Origin of the sequence: Aeromonas cavernicola (assembly GCF_002795305.1) — a bacterium.
GTDB lineage: Bacteria > Pseudomonadota > Gammaproteobacteria > Enterobacterales > Aeromonadaceae > Aeromonas > Aeromonas cavernicola.
In genome coordinates this window covers 1-1,835 of the sequence record NZ_PGGC01000280.1, presented here as the reverse complement: position 1 = coordinate 1,835, position 1,835 = coordinate 1, and the positions used below count along the sequence as shown (strand labels likewise).

Here is a 1,835-nt window from a genome sequence, read left to right as displayed (position 1 = left end):
GTGGCCAGCAGGGCCCAGTCAAACGCCTGACCGGTGCCGCCGCTCTGGCTGCCGACCGCCGTTTTCACGACAGTATCCAGCAGCAGGCGATCGGCTGGATAGTCGAGGGCGGGCAGCGGCTCGCCGCTTTCTTTGCCAAGAGAGACGCCTATGGCTTTCCAGATCTGGCAGCCAGCCGATAGCAGCGGGCGCAGCCCCTCAATGTAGGCGGCATCTTCATCCCCATGCAGCTGGACGGCGGCAAGGCCGAGCGCGGCTACCGTCTTGGCGATGGTGGCGGGCTGGGCGTTGCGAAATACCCCGACATAGGAGAGCGGAGCGCCCGCCATCACGAGACGGGCGGCGGGAATATCCACGTAACGGGGGCTTTTGGCTACAAAAATCAGGCCACCGAACACCGCGCCCGCCTGATGGGCGGCGGCGGCATCGGCGGCGCGGGTCAGGCCACACACCTTGTTTTGGCCCAGAACGAGCTTGCGTACTGCGGCCTCCAGATCCGCCTCTTCCATTAGGGAGGACCCGACTAAAAAGCCCTTGGCATAGGGGCGTAACTCAGCCACCTGCGTGCGATCCTTGATGCCGGATTCGCTGATCACCACCCGATCGTTTGGCGCTTTTTGTGACAGGATGGTTGCCAGCTGCTTGGTGCGGTTGAGATCGACGCTCAAGTCGCGCAGATCCCGGTTGTTGATGCCAATCACCGGTGCCCCTAGGTCGATGGCACGGGTCAGCTCCTCTTCGTTGCTCACCTCGGTCAGCACCCCAAGGCCGAGCTCCTTGGCCAGCGTGAACAGGGCGCGATAGCCCTCGTCGGTGAGCACCGAGAGCATCAAGAGGATGGCATCGGCCTGATAGTGACGGGCCAGATAGACCTGATAGGGGTCAATCATAAAATCCTTGCACAGCACCGGCTGCTGGACGCGGCTGCGAACCCGGCTTAGATAAGCGAAATCCCCCTGAAAGAACTGCTCGTCAGTCAGCACCGAGATAGCAGTGGCGTATTTGCCATAGATGTCGGCGATCGCCTCTGGGCTGAAGTCATTGCGAATTAAGCCCTTGGAGGGAGAAGCCTTCTTACACTCCAAAATAAAGCGGGTGGAGCCCGCCTTGAGTGCGCCGACGAAATCCCGATCGCTGGGCACCAATTCGTTCTGGAAGCTCGCCAGCGGCTGGGCCAGCTTGCGGGCGGCGACCCACGCCTGTTTGGCCGCCACGATTTTGCCGAGAATGGTCTGGTTGATGGAGGCCATGTTCAGAAAAGCATGGTGAGCAATAAGATCTGACATCTCGTTATCCTTGCGAAGCGGGTTATTGCCGGTTGGGCGTTCTGAATGACTGCTGTGCAGAGTCGTGGCTGCCATCATGCCTCCTGATGACCCGCGTCCTGATGGCTCAGGCTGGCGAGGCGGGCGGCGAGTTCTGCCGCCTTGCCGCTGGCCAGCACGGCCAGCACCTCGGCCGCCGCGCTCTTGAAATCGGCGGCCTTGCCTGCCATCAGCAGCAGCGGCGCCACGTTGGCGGCAATGGCGGCGTTATGGGCTGGGGTGCCTTGCCCTGCCAGAATGGCAGCGGTGATCGCGCGGTTCTCGTCGGGCTCACCGCCGGTGATGGCACTGACCGGATAGGTCTCAAGGCCAAAATCGGCTGGGGTGATCATAAATTCGCGGATCTCGCCATCACGGATCTGAGCCACCTGGGTCGGGCCGTGGATCGCAATCTCATCCAGCCCTGCGCCATGCACCACCATACCGTTACGCAAGCCCAGTGCCAGCAGGGTTTCGGCGATGGGGCGCACCAGCTCGGGGGCATAGACCCCCATCAGCTGATAGGTGGGG

1 protein-coding gene and 1 pseudogene are annotated in these 1,835 nt (G+C 62.2%); both read right to left on the bottom strand.

Annotation, left to right across the window (positions count from 1 at the left end):
- A partial coding sequence (trpCF, locus tag CUC53_RS18530; protein ID WP_167386802.1) for a bifunctional indole-3-glycerol-phosphate synthase TrpC/phosphoribosylanthranilate isomerase TrpF occupies positions 1 to 1,361 on the bottom strand: 1,361 nt, incomplete at its 3' end.
- Positions 1,361 to 1,835: pseudogene (locus CUC53_RS18525) on the bottom strand (anthranilate phosphoribosyltransferase); the annotation flags it as partial. The pseudogene CUC53_RS18525 and the gene trpCF, both read right to left, overlap by 1 nt.